This is a genomic window from Saccharothrix longispora (assembly GCF_030852425.1).
Lineage (GTDB): Bacteria > Actinomycetota > Actinomycetes > Mycobacteriales > Pseudonocardiaceae > Actinosynnema > Actinosynnema longispora.
Window position 1 is genome coordinate 485,595 of the sequence record NZ_NSDM01000002.1, and the last position, 24,339, is coordinate 509,933.

The 24,339-nt window shown below is 74.9% G+C and carries 20 protein-coding genes; 11 read left to right on the top strand and 9 right to left on the bottom strand.

Going from position 1 to position 24,339, the window contains the following annotated elements; translation table 11 throughout:
- Positions 1–27: 27 nt before the first annotated feature.
- From CKY47_RS07240 to CKY47_RS07250, 3 genes are read left to right on the top strand one after another with little or no spacing between them, the layout of a single operon-like run.
- Positions 28–2,082: a bifunctional aldolase/short-chain dehydrogenase gene (locus CKY47_RS07240; protein ID WP_306744878.1), complete on the top strand. Its 2,055-nt coding sequence runs from the start codon at positions 28–30 to the stop codon at positions 2,080–2,082.
- The gene (locus CKY47_RS07245) at positions 2,079–3,530 is read left to right on the top strand and encodes a rhamnulokinase (RefSeq protein ID WP_306744879.1); all 1,452 of its coding nucleotides are present in this window, start codon (positions 2,079–2,081) and stop codon (positions 3,528–3,530) included. The genes CKY47_RS07240 and CKY47_RS07245 overlap by 4 nt, the downstream gene beginning before the upstream one ends.
- Positions 3,531–3,579: 49 nt before the next feature.
- Positions 3,580–4,380, top strand: coding sequence for a GNAT family N-acetyltransferase (locus CKY47_RS07250; protein ID WP_306744880.1), 801 nt, complete (start codon positions 3,580–3,582; stop codon positions 4,378–4,380).
- 34 nt (positions 4,381–4,414) lie between these two features.
- Here CKY47_RS07250 and CKY47_RS07255 read toward each other — a convergent pair whose 3' ends face one another.
- Genes CKY47_RS07255 through CKY47_RS07280 form a run of 6 tightly spaced genes read right to left on the bottom strand, consistent with a single transcriptional unit; the run spans position 4,415 to position 11,203 of the window.
- The gene (locus CKY47_RS07255) at positions 4,415–5,083 is read right to left on the bottom strand and encodes a hypothetical protein (RefSeq protein ID WP_306744881.1); all 669 of its coding nucleotides are present in this window, start codon (positions 5,081–5,083) and stop codon (positions 4,415–4,417) included.
- Positions 5,080–5,973, bottom strand: coding sequence for a carbohydrate ABC transporter permease (locus tag CKY47_RS07260; RefSeq protein ID WP_306744882.1), 894 nt, complete (start codon positions 5,971–5,973; stop codon positions 5,080–5,082). Before CKY47_RS07260 ends, CKY47_RS07255 begins: the two co-directional genes overlap by 4 nt.
- Complete coding sequence (locus tag CKY47_RS07265) at positions 5,970–6,911, bottom strand: carbohydrate ABC transporter permease (RefSeq protein ID WP_306744883.1); 942 nt, start codon at positions 6,909–6,911, stop codon at positions 5,970–5,972. Before CKY47_RS07265 ends, CKY47_RS07260 begins: the two co-directional genes overlap by 4 nt.
- A gap of 5 nt (positions 6,912–6,916) precedes the next feature.
- On the bottom strand, positions 6,917–8,209 hold the full coding sequence (locus CKY47_RS07270) for an ABC transporter substrate-binding protein (RefSeq protein ID WP_306744884.1): 1,293 nt from the start codon (positions 8,207–8,209) through the stop codon (positions 6,917–6,919).
- A 25-nt stretch (positions 8,210–8,234) separates the two neighbouring features.
- Positions 8,235–10,187: a DUF2264 domain-containing protein gene (locus tag CKY47_RS07275; protein WP_306744885.1), complete on the bottom strand. Its 1,953-nt coding sequence runs from the start codon at positions 10,185–10,187 to the stop codon at positions 8,235–8,237.
- Positions 10,184–11,203 (bottom strand): hydroxyacid dehydrogenase, encoded by a 1,020-nt coding sequence (locus CKY47_RS07280; RefSeq protein ID WP_306744886.1) that lies wholly within the window; start codon positions 11,201–11,203, stop codon positions 10,184–10,186. The genes CKY47_RS07275 and CKY47_RS07280 overlap by 4 nt, the downstream gene beginning before the upstream one ends.
- 127 nt (positions 11,204–11,330) lie before the next feature.
- On the opposite strand from CKY47_RS07280, the gene CKY47_RS07285 reads away from it, so the two are divergent.
- The 4 genes from CKY47_RS07285 (at position 11,331) to CKY47_RS07300 (ending at position 15,357) form a co-directional block, all read left to right on the top strand.
- On the top strand, positions 11,331–12,440 hold the full coding sequence (locus CKY47_RS07285) for a substrate-binding domain-containing protein (protein ID WP_306744887.1): 1,110 nt from the start codon (positions 11,331–11,333) through the stop codon (positions 12,438–12,440).
- 160 nt (positions 12,441–12,600) lie between these two features.
- The gene (locus CKY47_RS07290; RefSeq protein WP_306744888.1) at positions 12,601–13,323 is read left to right on the top strand and encodes a GAF and ANTAR domain-containing protein; all 723 of its coding nucleotides are present in this window, start codon (positions 12,601–12,603) and stop codon (positions 13,321–13,323) included.
- Positions 13,324–13,327: 4 nt separating this feature from the next.
- Positions 13,328–14,788, top strand: coding sequence for a PP2C family protein-serine/threonine phosphatase (locus CKY47_RS07295; RefSeq protein WP_306744889.1), 1,461 nt, complete (start codon positions 13,328–13,330; stop codon positions 14,786–14,788).
- A 74-nt stretch (positions 14,789–14,862) separates the two neighbouring features.
- Positions 14,863–15,357, top strand: a complete 495-nt coding sequence (locus CKY47_RS07300; protein ID WP_306744890.1) for a hypothetical protein — start codon at positions 14,863–14,865, stop codon at positions 15,355–15,357.
- 28 nt (positions 15,358–15,385) lie between these two features.
- On the opposite strand, the gene CKY47_RS07305 is transcribed toward CKY47_RS07300, so the two are convergent.
- Complete coding sequence (locus CKY47_RS07305) at positions 15,386–16,582, bottom strand: PP2C family protein-serine/threonine phosphatase (protein WP_306744891.1); 1,197 nt, start codon at positions 16,580–16,582, stop codon at positions 15,386–15,388.
- Entirely contained in the window at positions 16,569–17,126 is a 558-nt protein-coding gene (locus CKY47_RS07310; RefSeq protein WP_306744892.1) for an SDR family NAD(P)-dependent oxidoreductase, read from the bottom strand. Before CKY47_RS07310 ends, CKY47_RS07305 begins: the two co-directional genes overlap by 14 nt.
- Positions 17,127–17,260: 134 nt before the next feature.
- Between CKY47_RS07310 and CKY47_RS36845 the strand changes: the two genes are divergently transcribed.
- Genes CKY47_RS36845 through nrfD form a run of 4 tightly spaced genes read left to right on the top strand, consistent with a single transcriptional unit; the run spans position 17,261 to position 22,675 of the window.
- Positions 17,261–17,611, top strand: a complete 351-nt coding sequence (locus CKY47_RS36845; RefSeq protein ID WP_371320630.1) for a hypothetical protein — start codon at positions 17,261–17,263, stop codon at positions 17,609–17,611.
- A complete protein-coding gene (fdh, locus tag CKY47_RS07320; RefSeq protein ID WP_306744894.1) occupies positions 17,503–20,778 on the top strand; it encodes a formate dehydrogenase in 3,276 nt (1,091 codons plus the stop codon). Before CKY47_RS36845 ends, fdh begins: the two co-directional genes overlap by 109 nt.
- Entirely contained in the window at positions 20,775–21,677 is a 903-nt protein-coding gene (locus CKY47_RS07325) for a 4Fe-4S dicluster domain-containing protein (RefSeq protein ID WP_306744895.1), read from the top strand. The genes fdh and CKY47_RS07325 overlap by 4 nt, the downstream gene beginning before the upstream one ends.
- Positions 21,677–22,675, top strand: a complete 999-nt coding sequence (gene nrfD / locus CKY47_RS07330) for an NrfD/PsrC family molybdoenzyme membrane anchor subunit (protein ID WP_306744896.1) — start codon at positions 21,677–21,679, stop codon at positions 22,673–22,675. Before CKY47_RS07325 ends, nrfD begins: the two co-directional genes overlap by 1 nt.
- Here the strand turns inward: nrfD and selB are convergent.
- Positions 22,625–24,337 carry a selenocysteine-specific translation elongation factor gene (selB, locus tag CKY47_RS07335; RefSeq protein WP_306744897.1) on the bottom strand — a complete coding sequence of 571 codons (1,713 nt, stop codon included), beginning with the start codon at positions 24,335–24,337 and terminating at the stop codon, positions 22,625–22,627. The genes nrfD and selB overlap by 51 nt on opposite strands.
- Positions 24,338–24,339: the final 2 nt, after the last annotated feature.

Consider the following 24,339-nt stretch of genomic DNA (forward strand, 5'->3'; position numbering starts at 1 on the left):
CTCCCCCTCCCCGAGGAGCCCCACCGCATGACCGACAACACGACCGCGCCCGACGACACCGCGGCGCGGCTGGTCGAGCGCTCGAACCGGCTGGGCGCCGACCCGCGCAACACCAACTACGCCGGGGGCAACACCTCCGCCAAGGGCGTCGGCCGCGACCCGGTCACCGGGAAGCCGGTCGACCTGCTCTGGGTGAAGGGCTCGGGCGGCGACCTGGGCACGCTCACCCCGGCCGGGCTGGCCGTGCTGCGCCTGGACCGGCTGCGCGCGCTGGTGGACGTCTACCCCGGCGTGGAGCGCGAGGACGAGATGGTCGCCGCGTTCGACCACTGCCTGCACGGCGGGGGCGGCGCGGCCCCGTCGATCGACACCGCCATGCACGGCCTGGTCGACGCGCCGCACGTCGACCACCTGCACCCGGACTCCGGCATCGCCCTGGCCACCGCCGCGGACGGGGAGGAGCTGACGCGGCGGTGCTTCGGCGAGCGGGTCGTCTGGGTGCCGTGGCGTCGTCCCGGTTTCCAGCTCGGGCTGGACATCGCGGCGATCAAGGCGGCGAACCCGCAGGCGATCGGGTGCGTGCTGGGCGGGCACGGCATCACCGCGTGGGGCGGCACGTCCGAGGAGTGCGAGGCCAACTCGCTGGGGATCATCCGCACGGCGGAGGCGTTCCTGGCCGAGCACGGCGTCCCCGAGCCGTTCGGCGCGGTCGTGCCGGGCAACGAGCCGCTGCCCGAGGTCGAGCGCCGGGCCAAGGCCGCCGCGATCCTCCCCGCGGTCCGCGGCCTGGTCTCCACCGACCACCCCCGGGTCGGCCACTACACCGACACCGACGTCGTGCTGGACTTCCTGTCCCGCGAGAAGCTCGGGCCGCTGGCCGCGCTGGGCACGTCGTGCCCGGACCACTTCCTGCGCACCAAGGTCACGCCCCTGGTGGTCGACCTGCCCGGCACGGCGAGCGTGGACGAGATCACCGCGCGGCTGCGGGAGCTGCACGCCGCCTACCGCGAGGACTACCGCGCCTACTACGAGCGGCACGCCGGCCCGGACTCGCCCGCGATGCGCGGCGCCGACCCGGCGATCGTGCTGGTGCCGGGCGTGGGCATGTTCTCCTTCGGCCGCGCCAAGCAGACCGCGCGGGTGGCGGGCGAGTTCTACGTCAACGCGATCAACGTCATGCGCGGCGCGGAGTCGGTGTCGACCTACCGGCCGATCCCGGAGTCGGAGAAGTTCCGCATCGAGTACTGGGCCCTGGAAGAGGCCAAGCTGGCCCGGATGCCCGAGCCGAAGCCGCTGGCCGCGCGCGTCGCGCTGGTCACCGGCGCGGCCTCGGGCATCGGGAAGGCCATCGCCGAGCGGCTGGCCGCCGAGGGCGCGTGCGTGGTCGTCGCCGACCTCGACGCGGTCAAGGCGTCCGAGGTGGCCGCCGGGATCGGCAGCGCCGACGTGGCGATCGGCGTGGGCGCGGACGTGTCCGACGAGGACGCCGTGGAGCGGGCCTTCGCCGAGGCCGTGCTCGCCTTCGGCGGCGTGGACCTGGTGGTGAACAACGCCGGGTTGTCGATCTCGAAGCCGCTGCTGGAGACCACCGTGCGCGACTGGGACCTCCAGCACGACGTGATGGCGAAGGGCTCGTTCCTCGTCTCGCGGGCCGCCGCGCGCGTGATGGTCGAGCAGGGCATGGGCGGCGACGTCGTCTACATCTCCAGCAAGAACGGCGTGTTCGCCGGACCGAACAACGTCGCCTACGGCGCCACCAAGGCCGACCAGGCCCACCAGGTGCGCCTGCTGGCCGCCGAACTGGGTCCGCACGGCATCCGCGTCAACGGGGTCAACCCGGACGGCGTGGTGCGCGGCTCCGGCATCTTCGCCGGCGGCTGGGGCGCCCAGCGCGCCGCCGTCTACGGGGTGAAGGAGGAGGAGTTGGGCGCCTACTACGCCAAGCGCACCCTGCTGGGCCGCGAGGTGCTGCCCGAGCACGTGGCCGCCGCGGTCTTCGCGCTCACCGGCGGCGACCTGTCCCGGACCACCGGGCTGCACGTGCCGGTCGACTCCGGCGTCGCCGCCGCGTTCCTGCGATGACGGCGGGGGCGCGGGTCGCGGCGGTCGACCTCGGCGCGTCCAGCGGGCGCGTGGTGTCCTTCGACGTGACGCCCGACCGGATCGCGTCCACCGAGGTGCACCGGTTCCCCAACGGGCCGGTGCGCCTCGGCGGCACGCTGCACTGGGACGTGCTCGGGCTGTACCGGGGCGTGCTCGACGGCCTGCGGGCGGCCGGGCCGCAGCTGGACGCGGTCGGCGTCGACTCGTGGGCGGTGGACTACGGCCTGCTCGACGCCACCGGCGCGCTCCTGGGCAACCCGGTGCACTACCGGGACGGGCGCACCGACGGCGTGCCCGACGCCGTGCACGCCCGTGTGCCGGCGGCCGAGCTGTACCGGGTCACCGGGTTGCAGGTGCTGCCGTTCAACACCGTCTACCAGCTCGCGGCGGCGGCCGGGTCGCCGCAGCTGGCCGCGGCGCGCCACCTGCTGCTGATCCCCGACCTGATCTGCCACTGGCTGACCGGGGCGCGCTTCGCGGAGGTCACCAACGCCTCCACCACCGGCCTGCTCGACGCGCGGACGCGCACGTGGTCGGCGGAGCTGCTGGTGCGCCTGGGCATCGACGCCGGGTTGTTCCCGCCACTCGTGGAGCCGGGCGCGGTGGTCGGGTCGCTGCTGCCGCACGTGCTCGCCGAGACGGGCCTGCCGGGACCGGTGCCGGTGGTGGCGGTCGGGTCGCACGACACCGCGTCGGCCGTGGTCGGGGTGCCGGCCGCCGGTCGGGACTTCGCGTACGTGGCCACCGGCACGTGGTCGCTGGTCGGGGTCGAGCTGGACGGGCCGGTGCCCACCGAGGCCGGTCGCCGGGCGAACTTCTCCAACGAGCTGGGCGTGGACGGCACGGTGCGCTACCTGCGCAACGTGATGGGGCTGTGGTTGCTCCAGGAGTGCCTGCGCGAGTGGGGCGACCCGGAGCCTGGTCCCCTGCTGGACGCGGCGGCCGGCGAACCGGCCCTGGCGGCGGTGGTCGACGCGGGCGACCCGGCGTTCATCCCGCCCGGCGGCATGCCGGCCCGCATCGCGGCGGCGTGCGCCCGGACCGGACAACGACCGCCGGGGACGCCCGCCGCCGTGGTGCGCTGCGTGCTGGACAGCCTGGCCCTGGCCCACCGCCGCGCCGTGCGGCAGGCCGCCGGGCTGTCCGGCACGCGGGTCGGGGTGGTCCACGTGGTCGGCGGCGGGGCGCGCAACACCCTGCTGTGCCAGTCCACGGCCGACGCGTGCGGCCTGCCCGTGCTCGCCGGCCCGGCGGAGGCCGCCGCGTGTGGCAACGCCCTGGTCCAGGCCCGCGCGCTCGGCGTCGTCACGGGTGGGTTGGCCGAGCTGCGCGGGCTGGTGCGCGCCTCCACCGACGTGGTCCGGTACGAGCCGCGCGGTGGCACCGCCGCCTGGGACGAGGCGGAGGGCCGGCTCGGCCTCGCGTGACCCCGGGCCGATAAACTCCGCGTGGTCGACGGCGCACAGGGGGGTACCGGTGGTGGAACTCGCGGACTCGGTCGAGTCGGTGGAGCAGCTGGCCTCGGTCTGGCGCGACGTGGTCCTCGACCGCGACCCGGACGCCGACGTGCGGGACCTCCCGGGCATCGCCGTCCGCTGGGCCGACTGCCGGTTCGCGTTCTGGAACTGCGTCACGCTGACCGACGTCGGCGCGGACGCGGACCTGCTCGGACGGCGCCTGGGCGAGGCGGCGGACGTCATGCGCTCGAAGCGGCGCCCCGGCTTCCTGTGGCTGTTCGAGGACCTGCTGACCGACGACGCCCGCGCCGCGCTCGACGGGGCGGCCGGCCGGGCGGGCCTCGTGCACGCCTTCCCCGGCATTGGCATGGCGTGGGACGTGCCGTCCACCGCCGAGCCGGCGCACCCCGACCTGGTGTTCGAGCGCGTGACCACCGACGACCGGCTGCTGGCCTACGCGGACCTCAACTCGCGCGCCTACGGGTTCCCCCTGGAGGACGGCCGCGACGGGCTCGCCGGCTCCGCGCTGTGGAAGGAGCGCGTGCACGCCTACCTGGCCCTGCGCGACGGCGTCCCGGTGGCGTGCGCCGCGACCGCCGAGGCGGACGGACGCCTCTTCGTCGCGCTCGTCGCCACCGCCCCGGAGCACCAGCGCAGGGGGTACGGCGAGGCGGTGACGCGCAAGGCGCTGCACGAGGGCCACCGGGCCACCGGGTCGACCCGCGCCACCCTCCACGCCACCGCCGCCGGTGCGCCCGTGTACCGGCGGATCGGCTTCGAACCGAACTCGCCGATCCGCTTCTACGGCCTCGCGGGCTGACCACCCGGGACGGACGGCGCACGGGACCGGCGGCTCACCGGGCACGCCCGGCGAGCAGGACGCGGGTGTTGGCGTACACCGCGTAGAGCAGCGGGGCGCAGGCCACCAGCAGGCCGGCCACGGGCTGGAGCAGCACCGCCGCGACGGCCAGGCCGAGCACGACCGCGTTGGCCAGGGCCAGGTACCAGCGCCGCGCCACCAGGCACAGGCACGGCCACACCAGGTCCCGCAACCGGTCGGTCCCGGCCGACGTGGCCACCAGCACCGCCACCACCGTGCCCACGACGAGCACGGCCGCCGTGGCGAACAGCGGCACCACCGCCGGTCCCCACGCCGCGCGCGAGACCACGACGACGTCCACGGCCAGCACGACCAGCACGGCGGCGCCGCCGTACCACGCGACCAGCGCACGTCCCGCCGCCCGCCGGTAGGCGTCGGCGAACGGGCGCCACACCCGTCCCCCGTCGAGCGCGGCGAAGCAACCGAACACCCCCGCCAGCGCCGGCGCGCAGCACCCCGACAGCACGACGAAGAACGGCCACGACGCCACGGGGTCGCGCACGACGGCCAGCGCCAGCAGCAGCGGCGCGCAGCCGGCCGCGAGCAGCACGTTGGCCCCCAGCGCCACGTGCACGAGGCCGAAGACCTTCTCGTAGGTCCGCTGCGCGGCGGGCCGCAGCAACCGGGCGACCACGGCGCTCACCCCTTCAGCCCGCTCGTGGCGATGCCGCGGATGAAGTACCGCTGGCCCAGCAGGAACACCGCGAGGATCGGCAGCACCGACAGCACCGCCCCGGCCATGATCATGGCGTGCTCCCCGTCGTACTGGCCGAGGAACGAGCGCAGTCCCAGTTGGACGGTCCACAGGTCGTTGCTCGTCAGGTAGATGAACGGCCCCATGTAGTCGTTCCAGGTGTTGACGAACGTCAGCAGTGCCAGGCTCGCCAGCGCGGGCTTGGACAGCGGCAGGACGATCCGCCGGTAGATGCCGTACTCGCTCAGGCCGTCGATGCGCGCGGCGTCGCACAGCTCGTCCGGGATGGACGCGTAGTACTGGCGCATCAGGAACACGCCGAACGCGCCGAACGCCTGGAGCAGGATGATCGACAGGTGCGTGTTCGTCAGCTCCAGCCGCTGCATCATGATGTACTGCGGCACCATGTACGCCTGCCACGGCACGGCGATCGTGGCGATGTAGGCCAGGAACAGCGCGTCCCGGCCGGGGAACCGCACCTTGGCGAACCCGTAGGCGGCGAAGCTGCCGGTGAGCACCTGGAGCGCGGTGATCGCCACCGACAGGAACAGCGAGTTGCCCAGGTAGGTCGCCAGCGGGATGCGGTCCCAGATCTCCACGAAGTTCGACCAGCGGAACTCCTCCGGCACCCACCGGATGGGCACGGTGAACACCTGGTTGTCGCGCTTGAGCGAGGCGGACACCATCCACGCGAACGGCACGAGCACCAGCAGGACGACCGCGGCCAGCACCGCGTAGGCCGCCGCCGGTGCCGGCCTGCCGGTGCGGCGCCGACGCGCCGGTGGCGGTGGGTCGGCCGGGCGGGCGGGCCGCGGCGGGGCCGGGCGCAGGGCGGTCATCGGGCGTTCCTCCGCTCGTTGAGGCGGAACTGGGCGACGGTGACGGTGAGCACGATGGCGAACAGCACCAGCGCGATGGCCGACGAGTAGCCGAAGTGGCCCTCGGTGATGCCCTCCCGGTAGACGAGCTGGGCGAGCACCAGCGTGCTGCGGCCCGGTCCGCCGTCGGTCATGACGACGATCAGGTCGAGCACCTTGAAGCTCTGGATCGTCAGCATCACCAGCACGAAGAACGTCGTCGGCCGCAGGCACGGCAGGGTGACGTGCCGGAACCGGTCCCAGGCGTTCGCGCCGTCCACCCTGGCCGCCTCGTAGTACTCCTCCGGAACGGCCTGGAGGCCCGCGAGGTAGAGCACCATGTAGTAGCCCATGTCCCGCCACACGCTGGTGATGATCACCGCGGGCATCGCCCAGTCGGTGCTGGCCACCCAGCCGGGCGGGTCGGCCACGCCGAGCGCGCCGAGGAACTGGTTGACCGGTCCCGCCGTGGGGTTGAACAGCATGTTCCACACCACCGCCACGGCGACCAGCGACGTGACGTAGGGGAAGAACGCCGCGGTGCGGAAGAAGCCGACGCCCCGGAGCTTGCCGTTGAGCACGATGGCGAGCCCGAGCGCGGCGACCAGCGTGAGCGGGATGTGCCCGGCCGCGTAGAGCAGCGTGTTGGTCAGCGCGACCCGGACGTTCTCGTCCTCCAGCATCTCGGCGAAGTTGTCCAGGCCGACCCACTCCGGGGCGCGGTAGGAGTCCCACTCCATGAACGCCAGGGCGAACGCCGCGATCACCGGGACGAGGGTGAACAGGGCGAAGCCCGCGAAGTTCGGCAGGATGAAGCTCCACCCGACGAGGGTGTCGCGCCGCGCGCGGCGCCGTCGGGCGGTGCTCCCGGGTGGTGCGACCGGTGGCGCGTGCCGCCGCTGTGCCGCTGCGTCGACCATGCGCGTCAGTCGACGACGTCGTGGACGCGGTCCCGCATGGACCGGATGCCGTCCTCGACCGACTTGTCACGCACCATGATCAGCTGGTGCTCCTCCTTGAGGATCGCGTCCACGTCGGAGGTGTGCTCGCTGACCGGCATCTCCAGGGCTATCTCGTCGGGCACGAGGGCCTTGGCGGACAGCGGGTCGGTGGGCATGCCCTCCAGGGCCGCGTACCGCCGCGTGATCTCCGGGCTCTGCAACGCGGGCACGACGCCCACCCCGGTGATGGCCTCGGCGCCCTCCTCACCGGCCGCGAACTCGACGAACTCCCGCGCGGTGGCGGTGTGCCGGGCGTTCTCGTTCACCGCGAACGCGGTCGGCGAGCCGAACGTGGTGACGCCGGACGCGCCGGGCCGCTGCGGCAGGGGCGCCAGTCCCCACTCGACGTCCGTGGCGCCCTCGGCCTTCGCCTTCAGGACGCCCGCGACGTACCAGGTGCCCATGGGCATCATCGCGGCCGTGCCGGTCTCGAACACCGTGCGGTAGCTCGCCTGCTGCGAGATCGCGGTGCCGAAGTCGAGCGCGGCCCCGGACTCCTGCACGTCCAGCGCGGTGCGGTACTGGTCGGCGAAGAACTCGAAGTCGCCGGTGATCTGGTCGCCGCCGGTCTGGGCCGCCGCGATGGCGTGCACGACCGAGCGCCACGTGTGGTGGTAGGTGCCGTGGACCTTGCCCGCGCCGTCGCCCCGGGTGAGCTTCCGGGCCAGTTCGGTGTACTGGTCCCAGGTCAGGTCCTCCGGGTAGGGCACGCCGGCCCGGTCGAAGAGCGCCTTGTTGTAGTAGAGCACCCAGAAGTCGTGGCGGTAGGGCAGGGCGAAGAACTTGCCGTCCACGGCGAAGGCGTCGAGCCCGGCGAGCGCGGCGCCGCCCTCGCCGCGCGCGGTGTCGGTGAGGTCCGCGAGCTGACCTCGACCGGCGTAGCGGGCGTAGTCGGTGACGTTCTTCATGGTGATCACGTCGGTCTCGTCGCCGCCGGCGAGCATCGTCGTGACCTTCTCGGCGTAGTCGTCGGCGAGGATGTCCACCGGCTCCACGGTCACGTCGGGGTTGGCGCGCTCGAAGGCGTCGAACAGGGCCTTGAACTCGGGCGTGCCCTGGAGGTTCCACACCGACACGGTCAGCGTGACCGGTCCGCTCTCGTCGGCGGGGCCGCCGGAGCCGCAGCCGGTGGCGACGAGCGACACCGCCGCGAGGAGGGCCAGCCCCCTGCGGAAACGACCGCGCCGGTTCCCGGGTCGGAGCTTGTTCGGAGTCACCGTTGATCCCCTCTCCTGTGCTTGGTCAGTCGTCGTGCGGCAGGTCGACGGCGGTGGTGGTCCCGTCGGGCCAGCGGACCACCACCCGGCCGGTCCCCCGGTCGAGCGCGACGTCCGGGGCGTCGCCGTGCGGTTCGCGGGCGGGCGGCCGGTGGGCGTGCGGCCGGTGGGCGTGCAGGCCGATCACGGCGACCGCCCAGCGGCCGGCGACGACGTCCCCCGCCGCCCACGGCGTGGCGCTGCGCTGTCCCAGCGGACTGGCGTCGTGCTCGGTGTGCACGCCGACGCGGTCGAGGCCCCGGTGGGCGACGAGCACGGAGCACAGGTCGCCCGCGCGGGCCCCGGCCCGGCGCGGTCCGGTCGTCGTGGTCGGGTCGCCCGCCAGCGGCCACCCGCCGATCCGCAGCGCGGTCGCGACGATCGGCGTGCCGGGCAGCGGGTCCACCCGCGCGCAGCGCACCTCCCACCCGCCGCGCACGACCGACGCGGTGGTGACCAGGGCGACGTCGTGCGCCGCGCCCCGGCGGCCCGACCCGTGGTCGCGCTGACCGGGTTCGGGGACCACCCGGTGCGCGCGGGCGACCGACGCCCCGTACGCGGCGTCCCCGACCTGCCGCGTGAACAGGGTGCGCATGCCCGCGCGGTGGGTGGCGACGCCCGTGTCGTCCAGCAGCACCACCGACTGGTCCAGCGGCGAGGTCCACGCCCGTTCCGACAGCAGCGGCGCGGTCGCGGTCGAGTAGCCCAGGCGGGCGTAGAGCGGGGAGTCGCCCGCGGACGAGCCCTCGACCTCGTGGTCCGTGCCGTGGTTGACGACCCGGACCAGGCCGTCGGCGCGGGTGGCCGAGACCAGCCAGCCGGGCGGGGCGGCGACCCACGTGCGGTCGGCGCGCTCGACGGGCAGCGGTTCCTCGACCGCCGTCCACACCGGGTGGTCGGCCGGGAGCGCCAGGCCGAGCAGGCCCTTGGCCGCCCAGTACGGCGAGGACGGCCCCGAGTAGCTCTGCGCCAGCCGCGGCCACTCACCGTGCCAGCCGAGCGTGAGCAGGCCGCGGTCGTCGGGTGCGCCCCGGTCGGCGAAGTGCGCGACGATCCCGGACGCGGCGCGGCGCAGCAGGCCGGGGCCGGTGGAGGGGACGCCCGCCAGCGCGCCGGCCCAGAACGGCGCGGCGGCCGCGAAGCGGTAGGCGAGGCTGCGGCCCTGCACCAGCGGTCCGCCGTCCCCGCCGACGAGGTGCGCGTAGTCGGTCAGGTAGCGGTCGAGGCGCGCCGTGTCGAGGGCGCTCCGGTCGACCAGGTCGGCGGCGCCGCGCATCCGCGCCCACAGCACCGGGTACAGGTGCAGCGCCCAGCCGCCGTAGTGGTCGAACGCCCGCTCGTCGCCGTCGGCGAACCAGCCGTCGCCCCGGTGGAACGAGTCGTGCGCGGCCAGGTCGGCCTCCACGTCCCCGGCGCGCCACGGGCCGCCCACCGACCGCAGGAAGGTCTCCACGACGATCCGGAACCACACCCAGTTGCAACGCGGGTAGGTGTCGTCGCCGACCACGGCGGAGAGGTAGTCGACCACGCGCTCGCGCACGCCGTCGTCCAGCAGGTCCCACAGCCAGGGGCGGGTGAGGTCGAGGACCAGCGCGATCGAGGCGGCTTCGACCTTGGCCTGCGCGTGCTCCTCCGGGCGCGGCCAGCGCTCGGAGGACCCCGGGTCGGTGCCCGCCGCCAGGCCCCCGGCGTACCACCCGGCCAGGTCGAGCGGGTCGCGGCCGTCCTCGCCGGCGAGCCGGAAGCCCGCCGCGAGGAAGGTGCGGGCGAAGCCCTCCAGGCCGTCCACGTCCGCGCCGTAGCCGCCGGCCGGGCCGGGTGGGGCGACGCGGGCGCGGTGCGGCGAGGCGTGCGGGCGCACGGCGAGCAGCAGCCGGTCGGCCAGCGCGGCCCAGTGCTCCCGGGTCCACCCGGTGAGGGGCGAGAGCGCGGCGCTCACGCGCTCATCCCGAACGTGTCGGGCGTGACGGCGGCGCGCGGCGGCAGGCCGGTCAGGTGGCGTTCCAGCTCGTCGAGCGCGCTGTCGCTCATCCGGCGGGTCTCCGCGCCGAGCGAGCCCGCCACGTGCGGGGTGATCATCACGTTGGGCAGGTCGTAGAGGACCGAGTCGGCGGGCAGCGGTTCGGGGTCGGTGACGTCGAGGATCGCGTCCAGGCGCCCGGTGGCGCACTCGCGCTCCAGGGCGCCGGTGTCCACGATCGCGCCGCGCGCGGTGTTCACGACGGTCGCGCCGTCGCGCAGCAGGGCGAGTTCGGCGGCCCCGATGAGGTGGTGGGTCGAGCGCAGCGACGGCACGTGCAGGGTGAGCACGTCGCTGGCGCGCAGCAGCTCGGGCAGCTCGACCAGCCGCGCCCCGGCGGCGGCCACCCGGGCCGGGTCGGCGTACGGGTCGGCGACCAGGACGTGCACGTCGAGCGTGCGCAGCCGGTCCACCACGCGGCGGCCGACGCGGGAGAAGCCGACGACGCCGATGGTGCGGCCCCGGTTGGACAGCTCGCCGCGCGCGGTGGCGTAGGACCAGTCGTCGCGGTGCCGGCGGGCGTCCTGGGCGAGGAAGGGCGCCTTCTTGCCGGCGAACACGATCGCGGCGAGGGTGAACTCGGCGACCGGGATGGCGTTCTCGTCGGCGGCGTTGGTGACCAGGATGCGCCGCCGCCACACCTCGTCGGTGACGAGCGGGCGGACCGTGCCCGCGCAGTGGAAGACCGCGCGCAGGCCGGGCGCGGCGGCGAGGCGCTCGGCGGTGAGCGACGGGCAGCCCCACGAGGTCAGCAGCACGTCGACGTCGCGCAGCCTGCGCCGGACGGCGGGCGAGTCGAGTTCGGCGGTGCAGGCCGGGTCCCCCAGGTCGGCGAGCCGGTCGAGCCGGTCGAGCTGCGCCCGCTGGAACTGGGAGCGGAAGTGCCGCGGCTCCATGACGAGGAGGGCCTGGGGTCGTCGTGGTCGGTCGGTCACGAGGAGTCCTCCTCAAGCCGGCACGCGCTCGAACAGTCCGACCGATCATGTGTGCTCGGAGTTGAACAAGTCAAGACCGCTTTTGTTCGGTTATGATCAGTTTGATCATCACGGCGGAGGTAAGCGCATGACGACCCCGGAACCGTCGGCCCTGCTGCCCTCGGAGCGGCGCGCCCGGCTCGTCGAACTGCTGCGCAGGCGTGGCACCGTGCGCGTGCACGACCTCGCCGGCGAACTGGACGTCTCGGCGATCACGGTGCGCCGCGACATCACCCTGCTGGCCGACCAGGGCCTGGTCCACCGCGTCCGCGGCGGCGCCACGGCGACCGCCTCGGTCGACGCGCCCGGCCCGGACCGCGTGCCGCACGTCGTCGAACCCGCCACCGCCCCGGCGCAGCCCACCGTCGGCATGGTCGTCCCGTCGCTGGACTACTACTGGCCCGACGTGATCAAGGGCGTGCGGGAGGCGGCGGCCGGTGCGGACGTGCGGGTCGTGCTGCGCGGCGCGACCTACGAGGCGGCCGACGAGCTGCGCCAACTCGCCCGGCTGGTGGACGCGGTCGGGGTGGACGGCCTGCTCGTTGCCCCGACGACCACCGGCGACGAGGGCGAGGCGCTGGTGCGCTGGCTGCGGTCGGCGGACGTGCCCGTGGTGATGGTCGAGCGGACGCCGGCCGAGGGCTACCGCGAGGCCGTCGAGTCCGTGGTGAGCGACCACCCGCGCGGGGCCGCGATGGCCGTGCGGCACCTGGCCGAGCGCGGCCACCGCCGGATCGGCGTGAGCACGACCGTGACGAGCCCGACCGCGCCGCACGTCCGGCGCGGCTGGCTGGAGGCGTGCGCACGGCTCGGGTTGCCGGTCGAGGGCACCCCGGACGTGTGCACCGTGGACCGGCGTGACACGGCGTGGCCCGCCGCCCTGGACGACCTGCTGGACGCGTGCCTCGCCTCCGGCACGACGGCGCTGCTCGTGCACTCCGACCCGGAGGCCATCTCGCTGGTGGAGCGCTGCCAGGAGCGCGGGATCAGGGTGCCGGGGGACCTGGCCGTGGTGACCTACGACGACGAGGTGGCCGAGCTGTCCGACCCGCCGCTCACCGCGATCCGGCCGCCGAAGGCCGCCGTGGGCCGCGCGGCCCTGGAGCTGCTCGCCGCGCGGCTGCGCGATCCCGACCCGGGCCGGCCCGCGCACCGGGTCGTCATCGAGCCGAGGTTGATCGTGCGCTCCTCGTCCTGATCACGCCCGGCAGGCCGGCGTGCCGGAGGCGCGGCTCCAGCGGCACGGCACCGGCTGACCGGCCGGCGGCGAACGTGGTGATCGATTCATGTTCAGCCGGCGCGCAGCCGGGTATGCCGCGAATCCGGGTGGTGTGGCTCGACGACGAGCGGGGTTGCGGATGGCCGCTGGCAGGTCGACGGCAGACGAGTTGGCCGGTGTGTTCGCCCGCGTCTCGGGGCTGCTGCTGACCACCGAGACGGTGAACACGGCGTTGAAGCTGCTCACCTCGCTGGCCAGGCAGGTGGTCCCGGGTGCGGCCGGGTCCGGGATCACCCTGCTGGACGAGCGGGGCGAGCGGGTCACGGCGGCGGCGACCGACGCGGTGGTGGAGCGCGCCGACGCGCTCCAGTACCGCCTCGGGCGGGGACCGTGCCTGACCTCGTGGCAGGACCACGTGGTCGTGCGCGTGGACGACCTGACCCGGGACGAGCGCTGGCCGGACTGGTCGCGCCCGGCGGCCGGGCTGGGCCTGCGCGCGGTGCTCTGCGCGCCGCTGGTCGCGGGCGCCCGGTCGCTGGGCGCGCTGAAGGTGTACGCCCGGGAACCGGACGTCCACGGCAGCCGCGAGCAGCAGGTGCTCACGCTGTTCGCCTCGCAGGCGGCCGTGCTGCTGGCGAACGCGCGCACCGCGCGGGACGCCGAGCGGATCAGCGACCGGCTCCGGGACAGCCTGCGGGAGCGGGAGGTGATCAGCGTGGCGAAGGGCATCGTCATGGCGCGGGACGGGGTGGACGAGCGCGCGGCGTTCCTGGCGCTGACCGACGCGGCCAGGCAGCAGGGCTCCACCCTGAGACAGGCCGCCGAGCGCCTGGCGCAGTCCACCGTGCGGCGGAGGCGCTGACCACGTGGACCACGACAACCGCGCGCTGGAGCAGCAGCGCACCCTGTCCCAGGCGCTCAAGCGCGCCGAGTTGACCACCGAGCAGCTGTGGCTGCGCTACTTCAGCCTGGGCGGCGACGCCGGGCTGATCGACGTGGACGCCTACGTCCACGGCCTGGGCGGCCTCGCCCCGGTGCAGCGCGACGTCCTGGCCCACGCGGTCAACGAACGCCTCGACGAGCTGACCCCGCCGCACCGCGCGGCCTACAGCCGCCCGATCCGGGGGAGTAACCCGGACACCGGGCCGCTGGCCGCCCTGGTCCGGCTGCTGGAGGACACCGAACTGGCGCCCCCGGAACGGCTGCCGGCCGTGGCCGGGGCGGCGGGCGGCGTCCTGGGCGTCCGCGTCACCGTCTACCTGGCCGACTACGACCAGCGCCTCCTGCACCCCCTGCCCACCGCGTCCGGCGGCGACCGACGCCCCCTGGAGGTCGAGACGACCCTGGCCGGCCGGGCGTTCCGGCACGTCGAGCTCCTGCCCTCGGAGACGCCGGGACCGCGCCTGTGGGTGCCGCTGCTGGACGGGGTCGAGCGCCTGGGCGTGCTGGAGATCGCGGTGGCCGACCGGGACGACCTCTACGACCCCGGTCTGCGCACCCAGTGCCGCTGGGTGTCGATGCTGCTCGGGCACCTGGTCACCCTGCTGACCCAGCACGGTGACGCGCTGGACCGGGTGCGGCTGCGCACGCCGCGCACGATCGACGGCGAGTTGATCTGGTCGCTGCTGCCCCCGCTCACCGCCGGCGTGGACCGCTTCGTCGTCACCGGCGTGGTGGAGCCCCGCCAGGACGTCAGCGGCGACGCGTTCGACTACTCGCTGTCCGAGACCACGGCGACCCTCATCGTCCTCGACGCGGTCGGGTACGACCTGCGCAGCGGCCTGATCGCGGCCACCGCGCTGGCCGCGCACCGCACCGCCCGCCGCGCCGGGCACGGCCTGTACGAGCAGGCCCGGGCCGTCGACGAGGCGATCCACGACCAGTTCGGCGAGGGCGCGTTCGCCACCGCGGTGCTGGCCGAGGTGGACCTCGCGACCGGGAGGCTGCGCTACCTCAACGCCGGTCACCCCGAGCCCCTGGTGATGCGGGCGGGCAAGGTGGTCAAGCCCTTGACCGGTGGTCGCCGACCACCGCTCGGCCTGGGCCTGGGGGAGCTGACCATCGCCGAGGAGGCGCTGCAACCGGACGACTGGCTGGTGGTCCACACCGACGGCATCACCGGGGCCACCGACGGCGCGGGCGAGCCCTTCGGCCGGGATCGCCTGATCGACTTCCTGCACCGCGAGGCGGCCACGGGCCACCCGCCGCCGGAGACCGCGCGGCGGCTGGTCAGGTCCGTCCTGGCGCACCAGCACGACGGCGTCCTGCCCGACGACGCCACCGTGCTGATAGCCCGCTGGACGGACCCCCGCAACCCCACCCCGTGACCTGTTCCCGGGGCACCGGTGACGTAAGGTTCGCGAGCAAACCTCGCTTTCCTTCGTGACCGGGGGTTCCGACCGTGGCCAGGTCCGCCGTTGACGCGCAACGCCTAGACCGCGAGGCGCACGAGCTGTTCACGCAGCTGGGCGTGCTCCAGACGACCGGCCAGGACAAGGACGGTCGCACGATCACCATCACGCCGGGCGAGCGGTTCGCCGAGATCAACCGCCGAGCCAGGCTCATCGCCGTCAGCGACACGCTGGCCAGGGCGGTGGTGGCCCTCCTCGCGGCCCGGGGCGTGCCCGCCGAGGTGGACCACGTCCGGGTGGACCCGGCCGCCGAGGGCGACGAACAGGTCATGGGCGTGCGCGTCCAGGTGGGCGGCGCGGACGCCGTGGTCCCCCTCCGCCCGGCCACCACGAGCCTGCGCGCCTACCCGGCCGTGGACGACATCGACCTGACCGGTCACACCCCGCTGGTCGAGGTCGCCCTCCCCCCGGCCGCCGACGGCTGGGTGACCGCGGAAGCCGTCACCACCGCCCTCCTGCACCACCTGACCCCGGCCACCACCTGACCCGGCCACCGTCCCCGGGTCGTCGGCGCTAAGCGGGCGAGGCGGTGTCCGTGTCGGCACCGTTGTCGGCCCGGCGTTCGGTGCGGCCGGTTCCGCGCCAGTCCAGGCAGAGCACGGTGGCGTCGTCCTGGAGGTGATCGCGGCAGGCGTGCCGCACGGCCCTGGTCACCTCCCGCACCACCTCCCTGGAGTGCAACCCTTCGGTGGCGCGGATCAGCGCGGGCACGTCGACGCCGGCGGCGTCGCGTTCGAACATGCCGTCGGTGAGCAGCACCAGCCGGTCGCCGGGACGCAGGTCGAGCCGTTGCACCCGGTACCGGTACGGGGTGACGCCGAAGAGCAGGTCGACCTCCAGCTCGACCTCCTCCACCACGCCGTCGCGCAGCATCAGCGGCGGCGGGTGGCCGGCGTTGACCAGCTCGACGCCCCGCCCGCTCAGGTCCACGCGGAGCAGCAGCCCGGTCGCCAGCGATCCCCCGCCGTGGTCCAGCAGCGCCTGGTTGGCCCGCTCGGCCTGCTCCGCCAGGCCGTGGCCGGCCCGGCGGGCCCCGCGCAGCGCACCCACCAGCAGGGTCGCGGTCAACGCCGAGGCCACGTCGTGACCGACGGCATCGGTCATCGACAGGTGCAGGGCGTCGCGGTCCAGGCAGTAGTCGTAGGTGTCGCCGCCGATGTCGTCGGCGGGCACCAGGGCGCCGGCGACGGTGAACTGGCCCGCCTCGCAGCACGAGGCCGAGGGCAACAGCTGGTGCTGGATCTCCGCGGCCAGGCTCATCGTCGTCGTGCGCCGGCCGGAGTGGTACAGGTCGGTGAAGCGACGATCGGTGACGATGACGTAGGCCAGCGCGTGCGCGGCCTCCCCCAACTGCGCCAGCACCTCCCCGTCCAGGGAGGGCACGGTCACCTCCAGCACGCCGACGCAGTCACCGCGGTTGGTCACCGGCAGCACCACCCGCACCCCGTCGTCGTCCCGCTCCTGCCAGGGCTGCTGGGTGCGCAGCACCTCCTCGTAGACGCTGTCCCGCAGGACGACGCCCCCCGCTCCGCGCCCGTCGGGGCTCCGCGTGGTCGAGGTCAGCCGCACCAGCTCCTCGTCGACGAGGTCGACCAGCAGGAACGACACGTCGAAGGCGTCGAACCGCTTCGCCAGGTCACGCGCGACGACCTCGACCGACTCCACGGGCGGCGCGCTCTCGGCCGCCGCCAGCACATCACCCGGTCGCACCACGCCACCGCCCACGGCAACCTCCGACCAGTCGGGTCCCACCCAACCACATGCCCGGGGTCCCCTGGCACATCGAGGCCACCGCGACCAGCGGACCGCACGGCCGGACCGGGTCGGCTCGTGGCGACCGGGGTCCGGCGGGGCGGCGAAGAGCAGCGGCTCGCTGGGCCCCCGACTGGACGTACCGGCACTCGCCGGTGCCGGGCGAGACCACGACGGACTCGACGGCGGCGACCGCCTCGGACACGTCCAGGATCGGCAGCGCCAGGTCCTGGATCACGCCCCGGGAACCGTCGATGATCGGGGTTTCGGCGAAGCCGGGGCACAGGGCGTTGATCCGGATGCCCTCGTGGGCGTGCGGCGGGGCCGGCGACCGCGCGTAGTCCACCACGGCCGCCTCGGCGGTGCCGTGGACCGGGTCGAGGGGCACGGGGACCAGGCCCGCCATGCCGGCCATCGCCACGACGCTGCCACCGTCGCGCGCCCGCAGGTCGGGCAGGACCGCCTGCACGCCGTAGACGACGCCGTCCAGGTTGGTGGTCACGACCTGCCGGTGCCGCCGGCCCGCCCCGGCTCGCCGGAGGACGTGCTGCACGCCGCCGCCCCGGAACAGGCCTGTTCGTCCTCCCCCGCGGCGACCGGCCCGACCTGCTCACCGACGAACTCGGCCACCGCGCCATCGGCGCGGTCTACCACCCCGAGCGGGACCACCGGGGCAACTACGTCCCCACCGTCCTCGTCGACCGCTACGACGCCTTCCTCCGGTTCGACGAGACCCGCGCCCTGCACCCCCTGCGCGTCCGCCACGTCGACGCGCTCGAACCGGAGACCCACCCGACCGGCGCCCGACCGGTGGACGCCCGGGGTGCGGATCACCGCGGGCGGTGTGACGATGGGGATCGGCTCGGACGGAGGTGGGCGTGGGACCGCGGCGGTGGCTGGAGGGGTGGCCGGTGTTCCGGCAGCTCACCGGTGGCGACCCGCTCGGCCGGGGCAAGGCGGCGCAGTCGCCGCTGTCCGCCGGGCTGACCGCGCGCACCGCCGACGCCGATCACGTGGCCAGGTCCGTCTGCCCGTTCTGCGCCGTGGGCTGCGGCCAGCGGGTCCACGTGGCCGACGACCGGGTGATCCAGATCGAGGGCGACCCGGACAGCCCCGTCTCGCGCGGGCGGTTGTGCCCCAAGGGATCGGCCAGCACGCAGCTGGTCACCGGGCCGCAGCGGGCGCGGAAGGTGCTCCACCGGCGGCCGTACGCGACCGACTGGGAGGAGCTGGACCTCGACACCGCCATGGGGATGGTGGTCGAACGGGTCCTCGACGCGCGCGCCAAGGGGTGGCAGGACGTCGACGAGCACGACGCCCGCGTGCGCCGCACCCTCGGTTTCGCCAGCCTGGGCGGCGCGACGCTGGACAACGAGGAGAACTACCTCATCAAGAAGTTGTTCACCGCGCTCGGCGCGCTCCAGATCGAGAACCAGGCCCGTATTTGACACTCCGCCACGGTTCCCGGTCTGGGAGCCTCCTTCGGTCGCGGCGGCGCGACGGACTACCAGCAGGACCTGGTCAACTCCGACGTCATCGTCATCACGGGCTCCAACATGGCCGAGGCCCACCCGGTGGGCTTCCAGTGGGTCATGGAGGCCAAGGAGCGCGGCGCGAAGGTCCTGCACGTCGATCCGCGGTTCACCCGGACGAGCGCGCACGCGGACGCCCACGTGCCGTTGCGGGCGGGCACCGACATCGCGTTCCTCGGCGGGGTGATCAACCACGTCCTGTCCAACGGGCTGGACTTCCGCGAGTACCTGGTGCCCTACACGAACGCCTCGTTCCTGGTGGGCGAGGACTTCCGGGACACCGAGGACCTCGACGGGCTGTTCAGCGGCTACGACCCGGAGACCGCCTCGTACGACCCGCGGTCGTGGCAGTACGAGACCGTGGACGAGGAGGAGTCGTCCGAGCAGCACGCGGGGGCGGACGAGAAGGAGCAGTCCGCGCCGTACCAGCACGGCTCCGGCGGGCCGAAGGTCGAGGGCGGCAGCGGCCGGATCGCCGCCGACCCGACGCTGGAGCACCCCCGGTGCGTCTACCAGGTGCTCAAGCGGCACTACGCCCGCTACACGCCGGAGATGGTCTCGCGCGTGTGCGGCGTGTCCGAGGAGCTGTTCCGGACCGTGTGCGACGCGTGGACGGCGAACTCCGGCCGCGAGCGCACCGGCGCGCTGGTCTACAGCGTCGGCTGGACCCAGCACAGCACGGGCGCGCAGTGCATCCGCGCGGGCGCGATCATCCAGCTGCTGCTGGGCAACATCGGCCGACCCGGCGGCGGGGTGTTCGCGCTGCGCGGCCACGCCAGCATCCAGGGCTCCACGGACATCCCGACGCTGTTCAACCTGCTGCCCGGCTACCTGCCGATGCCCACGCCCGAGCACACCGACCTGGCCGCCTACGTGGAGAGCGTGCGCGCCGACCACCAGAAGGGCTTCTGGCGCAACGCCGACGCGTACACCGTGTCGCTGCTCAAGGAGTACTGGGGCGACGAGGCCACCGCGGACAACGACTACCGCTTCGACTACCTGCCGCGCATCACCGGCGACCACGGCACGTACCGCACGGTCATGGACATGGTCGACGGCAAGGTGTCCGGCTACTTCCTGCTGGGCCAGAACCCCGCGGTGGGCTCGGCGCACGGCAAGCTCCAGCGGCTCGGCATGGCGAACCTGGACTGGCTGGTCGTGCGCGACCTGACCATGATCGAGTCGGCGAGCTTCTGGAAGGACTCCCCCGAGGTCGAGACCGGCGAGATCGTGCCCGCCGAGTGCCGCACGGAGGTGTTCTTCTTCCCCGCCGCGTCGCACGTGGAGAAGGAGGGCACCTTCACCCAGACCCAGCGGATGCTCCAGTGGCGCGAGAAGGCCGTGGAGCCGAAGGACGACCAGCGCTCCGAGCTGTGGTTCTTCTACCACCTGGGCCGCCTGCTGAAGGAACGGCTGGCGGGCTCGACCGACGAGCGCGACCGGCCGCTGCTCGACCTCTGGTGGGACTACGCCGTGGTGGGCGGCGAACCGCAGGCGGACGACGTGCTGCGGCGGATCAACGGCCTGGACCTGACCACCGGCCGCCCGGTGAACGGCTACACCGAGTTGAAGGCGGACGGCAGCACCGCCGCAGGCTGCTGGATCTACAGCGGCGTGTACGCCGACGGCGTCAACCAGGCCGCCCGCCGCAAACCCGGTCGGGAGCAGAACCTCCACGCCACCGAGTGGGGGTGGGCGTGGCCGATGAACCGCCGCGTGCTCTACAACCGGGCCTCCGCCGACCCGACCGGCCGGCCGTGGAGCGAGCGCAAGGCGCTGGTCTGGTGGGACGCCGGGCGCGGCGAGTGGACCGGGCACGACGTGCCGGACTTCGAGCGCACCAAGCCGCCGGACTACCGGCCGCCGCGGGGCGCGGTGGGCCCGGAGGCGCTGCACGGCGACGACCCGTTCATCATGCAGGCGGACGGCAAGGGCTGGCTGTTCGCGCCGAGCGGCCTGGCCGACGGGCCGCTGCCCAGCCACTACGAGCCGCACGAGTCGCCGGTGCCCAACCCGGTCTACCGGCAGCAGGCCAACCCGACCCGCAAGGTGTACGGCCGGACGGACAACCCGTCGAACCCGTCGCCGCCGGAGCTCCACGGCGAGGTGTTCCCGTTCGTGCTGACCACCGCGCGGCTCACCGAGCACCACACGGCGGGCGGCATGAGCCGGACCGTGCCGCACCTGGCCGAGTTGCAACCCGAGCTGTTCGTGGAGGTCTCGCCGCAGCTGGCCCGGGAGCGCGGGCTGGAGCACCTGGGCTGGGCGCACGTGGTCACCAGCCGGGCCGCGGTGGAGGCGCGCGTGGTGGTCACCGACCGGATGCCGCCGCTGCGGGTGCACGACCGGCGGGTGCACCAGGTGTGGCTGCCCTACCACTGGGGCGCCACCGGCCTGGTCACCGGCGACTCGGCCAACGACCTGTTCGGGGTGGTGGTCGACCCGAACGTGTTCATCCAGGAGACGAAGGTCGCCACCTGCGACGTGCGGCCGGGTCGCCGCCCGCGCGGGCCGGCGCTGCTGGAGTACCTGGCCGCCTACCGGCGGCGCGCCGGGATCACCGCCGAGACCGGCACCCACGTGCTCACCGGGGGACCCGGGCACACCGAGGAGGAGCCGTGACCGACAACAGCCTCTACGGGCCGCTGCACGACGTGGCGGGCGAGGCGGGGCACGTCGACCACCCGCCGCGGGTCGGGTTCTTCACCGACACGTCGGTGTGCATCGGCTGCAAGGCGTGCGAGGTGGCCTGCAAGGAGTGGAACGGGGTCCCGGCGTCGGGCTTCGACCTGCTGGGCATGTCGTTCGACAACACCGGGCACCTGGGCGCGGACGCGTGGCGGCACGTGGCGTTCGTCGAGCAGCAGCGGCCCGCGCCGCCGAAGCCGGGGGCGGAGGACCTGGGGATGCCGTCGTTCGACCGACCGGGGACCTCGACCGGCCCGGAGTCCCGCACGGACTTCCGCTGGCTGATGGCGTCGGACGTGTGCAAGCACTGCACGCACGCCGGCTGCCTGGACGTGTGCCCGACCGGGGCGCTGTTCCGCACCGAGTTCGGCACGGTCGTGGTGCAGCAGGACATCTGCAACGGGTGCGGCTACTGCGTGTCCGGCTGCCCGTACGGCGTGATCCAGCGCCGCGAGGGCGACGGCCGGGCGCAGAAGTGCACCCTGTGCTACGACCGGCTCAAGGTGGGCGAGCAGCCGGCGTGCGCCAAGGCGTGCCCCACCGACTCCATCCAGTTCGGCGAGCTGGACGAGCTGCGCGAACGCGCGGCCGCCCGCGTGGAGACCCTGCGCGGGCGCGGTGAGGAGGGCGCCCGGCTCTACGGCGCGGACCCGGACGACGGGGTGGGCGGCAACGGGGCGTTCTTCCTGCTGCTCGACGAACCCGAGGTGTACGGCCTGCCGCCGGACCCGGTGGTGCCGACGCGCGACCTGCCCGCGATGTGGAAGCGGGCGGGGCTGGCGGCGGTCGCGTTCGCCGCCGCCGCGGTCGTCGCGTTCGCCGGGGGCCGGTGATGGGCCGCCGTGACGACGAGGTGGTGCCGGAGGCCGAGTTCCGCTCGTACTACGGCCGCCAGGTGCTCCAGACGCCCGCGTGGGAGTGGCCGGTGCCCGCGTACCTGTTCGCGGGCGGGGTGTCGGCCGGGTCGACGCTGCTGGCGCTGGGCGCGGACCTGACCGGGCGGGCGGCGCTGCGGCGGGCCGGGCGGCTGGGCGCGCTGGTGTCGCTGGGCGCGGGCATGGTGTTCCTGGTGGCGGACCTGGGCAAGCCGGAGCGGTTCCTGCACATGCTGCGGGTGGCCAAGCCGACGTCGCCGATGAGCGTGGGCACGTGGGCGCTGGTCGCCTACGGCCCGGGCGTGGCCGCGGCGGCCGCGGCGGAGGTGCTCCCCGGCCGCTGGTGGTGGTCCCGGCTGCTGAAGCGGGCGGCGCGCCCCGCGGCGGCGTCCTCGGCGGTGTTCGCGCCCGCCATCGCCTCCTACACGGCGGTGCTGCTGTCGCAGACGGCCGTGCCCGCGTGGCACGAGGCGCACCCGCACCTGCCGTTCGTCTTCACCGGGTCCGCCGCGGCGGCCTCCGGCGGGCTGGGCATGGTGTTCGCGCCGGTGGGCGAGGCCGGTCCGGCGCGGGCGTTCGCCGTGCTCGGCGGCCTCGGGGAGCTGGCCGCGTCGCGGGTCATGGAGCGGCGGTTGGGCCTGGTGCGCGAGGCGTACACCACGGGCGGCGCGCACCGGTTGCGGCGCTGGTCGGAGGTGCTGACGGCGGGCGGCGTGCTCGGCGCGGCGCTGGGCGCGCGGCGCGGCCGGGTGGTGGCGGTGCTGTCCGGGCTGGCGCTGCTGGCGGGCAGCGCGTTGCAGCGGTTCGGCGTGTTCGAGGCCGGTGTGGCGTCCACGAAGGACCCGAAGTACGTCGTGGTGCCGCAACGGGAGCGCGCCGAGCGGCGGGAACGGGCCGAGCGGGGATCACCGGACGACGCGGGTGTCGTCCGGGAGGCGGCGCGTCAGGCCGAGTGAGTCGAGCAGCTCCAGCAGCGGCAGCGCCACCCGGCGGGTCGTGCCCAGGGCGGCCTTGGCCTGACCGGCGGTGAACGGCGCGGGCAGGTCCGCGAGGACGGCGGCGGCCCGCCGGGGTGCGTCGGGGGCGAGCACCACGCCGTCGGCGACCCGCACCAGCCTGCCCACCCGCACCGCCGCCGCCAGCTCCCGGGGACCGAGCCCGAGCCCGGCGAGCCGGTTCGCGTCCGGTGCGGCGAACGGCGAGCGCGCCAGGTCGGCCTCCACCGCGGCCACCGCCCGCTCCACCGGCGCGGGCAGCGCGGCGGCGGTGGGCACCCGGCCGTCCACCAGGCGCAGCCCGGCCTGGTCGACCACGGCCGCGACGAGTTCGGCGGGCACGTCGAGCCGGCGGGCCAGGACCTCGGCGGGCACGCCGGCGGCCAGCGGCTGCTCCGCGCGCCACGCGGCGACCACCTCGGGCGCCCGCCGCACCAACCCGGCCCAGTGGTCGGGGTCGGCCCGCCACTCCCCCACCGGCACGCCCGCGTCGTCGAACCCGAGCGCGCGCAGCTCCCGCACGGTCACCAGGCCGCGGTGGCGCAGGTGGGAGGCGGCCACGTCGCCGGTCAGGTCCAGGCCGCGCAGCCGTGCCGCGCCCCGCCGGTCCAGCGCGGGCGGGCGCACGTCGAGCACCAGGACACCGGCCGCGATCCGGTGCAGGCCGGGGTCGCGCAGCAGGCCGCGGTCACCGGCGCGCAGCGGCAGCGGGCGGGCCAGGACCAGCCGCGCGGTGCCCGCGCCCAAGGGGCGCACGTGGGCGGGCACGGCGGCCGAGCCCACGTGCAGCACCAGCCGGGCGGGCACCTCCGGCGCGCTCAGCCGCACGTCCAGCTCGCGCACCGCCGGCCACGCGCCGGGTGTGAGCAGCGCGTCGCCGCGGCCCACCTGGTCGCGCTCCACGCCGCGCAGGTTCACCGCGACGCGGGCGACGCCGCCCACCCGCTCGACCGGCTCGCCCAGCGACTGGAGGCCGCGCACCGGCACGCGCCGCCCGCCCAGCTCCAGTTCGTCCCCGACCGAGACGGTGCCCGCGCCGAGGGTGCCGGTGACGACGGTGCCGGCGCCGCGCACGGTGAACGACCGGTCCACCCACAGCCGCACGTCGGCCGCCGGGTCGGGTTCGGGCAGCGCGCGGGCCACCTCGTCCAGCGCGGCGCGCAGCCCGTCGAGGCCCTCGCCGGTGCGCCCGCTGACCGCCACCGCCCGCACCCCGTGCAGCGACGTGGCGGCCAGGTGCCCGCGGGCCTCCGCGAGGGCGGGGCCGGGGTCGGCCAGGTCGGCGCGGGTGACGACGAGCAGGCCGTGCCGCACGCCCAGGCCGTCGAGGGCGGCGAGGTGCTCGGCGGACTGCGGCATCCAGCCCTCGTCGGCGGCCACCACGAGCATCGCGGCGGGCACCGGTCCGACGCCCGCGAGCATGTTGGTGGTGAACCGCTCGTGCCCGGGCACGTCGACGAACGCGATCGGCCCGCCCGGCAGGGTGGTCCAGGCGAAGCCGAGGTCGATGGTCAGGCCCCGGCGGCGCTCCTCGGCCCACCGGTCGGGCTCCATGCCGGTCAGCAGCCGGATGAGCGTGGACTTGCCGTGGTCGACGTGCCCGGCGGTGGCGATCACCCGCACCC